1 rRNA gene is annotated in these 2,365 nt (G+C 57.3%); it reads left to right on the top strand.

Annotated features, from left to right (window positions below):
* Positions 1-2,365 (top strand): 23S ribosomal RNA (locus QEZ54_RS36165); the annotation flags it as partial.

Raw genomic sequence — 2,365 nt, 5'->3', positions numbered from 1 at the left:
GAGTCGCATGCTCTAGACCCGAAGCGGGGTGATCTAGCCATGGGCAGGCTGAAGCGACGGTAAGACGTCGTGGAGGGCCGAACCCACCAATGTTGAAAAATTGGGGGATGACCTGTGGTTAGGGGTGAAAGGCCAATCAAACTCCGTGATAGCTGGTTCTCCCCGAAATGCATTTAGGTGCAGCGTCGCGTGTTTCTTGCCGGAGGTAGAGCTACTGGATGGCCTAGGGGGCCCACAAGCTTACCGAAGTCAGCTAAACTCCGAATGCCGGTAAGTGAGAGCGCGGCAGTGAGACTGCGGGGGATAAGCTTCGTAGTCGAGAGGGAAACAGCCCAGATCACCAGCTAAGGCCCCTAAGCGTGTGCTAAGTGGAAAAGGATGTGGGATCGCATAGACAACCAGGAGGTTGGCTTAGAAGCAGCCACCCTTGAAAGAGTGCGTAATAGCTCACTGGTCAAGTGGTTCCGCGCCGACAATGTAGCGGGGCTCAAGCACACCGCCGAAGCTGTGGCATTCACATGACGACCCGGCCGGGTGAAACCGGTCCAGGTGTGTGGATGGGTAGGGGAGCGTCGTGTGGCGGGTGAAGCGGCAGAGTGATCTAGCCGTGGACGCCACGCGAGTGAGAATGCAGGCATGAGTAGCGAATGCAGGGTGAGAAACCCTGCCGCCGGATGACCAAGGGTTCCAGAGTCAAGCTAATCTGCTCTGGGTGAGTCGGGACCTAAGGCGAGGCCGAGAGGCGTAGTCGATGGACAACGGGTTGATATTCCCGTACCCGCAAAGCAGCGCCCGCGACGAACCTGACTGTACTAACCTTTTGAAGAGCGAGTTCCTTTCGGGGGACGGACTTGGAGACTGGGATCTTGGTTGGTAGTAGTTGAGCGATGGGGTGACGCAGGAAGGTAGTCGAGCCCAGGCGGTGGTTGTCCTGGGGTAAGCGTGTAGGCCGTGGCGTAGGTAAATCCGCGCCGCATCAAGGCTGAGACGTGATGCCGAGCCGTATCAGGTGAAGTCGATGATCCTATGCTGCCGAGAAAAGCCTCTAGCGAGCTGTGCGCGGCCCGTACCCCAAACCGACACAGGTGGTCAGGTAGAGAATACCGAGGCGATCGGGCGAACTGTGGTTAAGGAACTCGGCAAATTGCCCCCGTAACTTAGGGAGAAGGGGGGCCTCGTCTGGTGAAGGCCTTCGCGGCTGGAGCTGGGTGGGGTCGCAGAGAGCAGGGGGAAGCGACTGTTTACTAAAAACACAGGTCCATGCGAAGTCGTAAGACGCTGTATATGGACTGACGCCTGCCCGGTGCTGGAACGTTAAGGGGACCTGTCAGCCTTTCGGGGTGAAGCGGAGAACTTAAGCGCCAGTAAACGGCGGTGGTAACTATAACCATCCTAAGGTAGCGAAATTCCTTGTCGGGTAAGTTCCGACCTGCACGAATGGCGTAACGACTTCCCCACTGTCTCAACCACAGGCCCGGCGAAATTGCAGTACGAGTAAAGATGCTCGTTACGCGCGGCAGGACGGAAAGACCCCGGGACCTTCACTATAGCTTGACATTGGTATTCGGTTCAGATTGTGTAGGATAGGTGGGAGGCTGTGAAGCTGTGACGCCAGTCATGGTGGAGCCAACGTTGAAATACCACTCTGTTTGATCTGGGTATCTAACCTCGGACCGTGATCCGGTTCAGGGACAGTGTCTGGTGGGTAGTTTAACTGGGGCGGTTGCCTCCTAAAGGGTAACGGAGGCGCCCAAAGGTTCCCTCAGCCTGGTTGGCAATCAGGTGTTGAGTGTAAGTGCACAAGGGAGCTTGACTGTGAGACTGACGGGTCGAGCAGGGACGAAAGTCGGGACTAGTGATCCGGCACTGGCATGTGGAAGCGGTGTCGCTCAACGGATAAAAGGTACCCCGGGGATAACAGGCTGATCTTCCCCAAGAGTCCATATCGACGGGATGGTTTGGCACCTCGATGTCGGCTCGTCGCATCCTGGGGCTGGAGTAGGTCCCAAGGGTTGGGCTGTTCGCCCATTAAAGCGGTACGCGAGCTGGGTTTAGAACGTCGTGAGACAGTTCGGTCCCTATCCGCCGTGCGCGCAGGAGACTTGAGAAGGGCTGTCCCTAGTACGAGAGGACCGGGACGGACGAACCTCTGGTGTGCCAGTTGTCCCGCCAGGGGCATGGCTGGTTGGCTACGTTCGGAAGGGATAACCGCTGAAAGCATCTAAGCGGGAAGCTCGCTTCAAGATGAGGTCTCCCACCCAGAGATGGGGTAAGGCCCCCGGCTAGACCACCGGGTTGATAGGCCAGAGATGTAAGCACAGTAATGTGTTCAGTCGACTGGTACTAATAGGCCGAGGACTTACCT

The organism is Catellatospora sp. KI3 (assembly GCF_029948125.1).
In the GTDB taxonomy this organism is placed as follows: Bacteria; Actinomycetota; Actinomycetes; order Mycobacteriales; family Micromonosporaceae; genus Catellatospora.
This window is presented reverse-complemented; position numbering and strand designations above follow the sequence as displayed.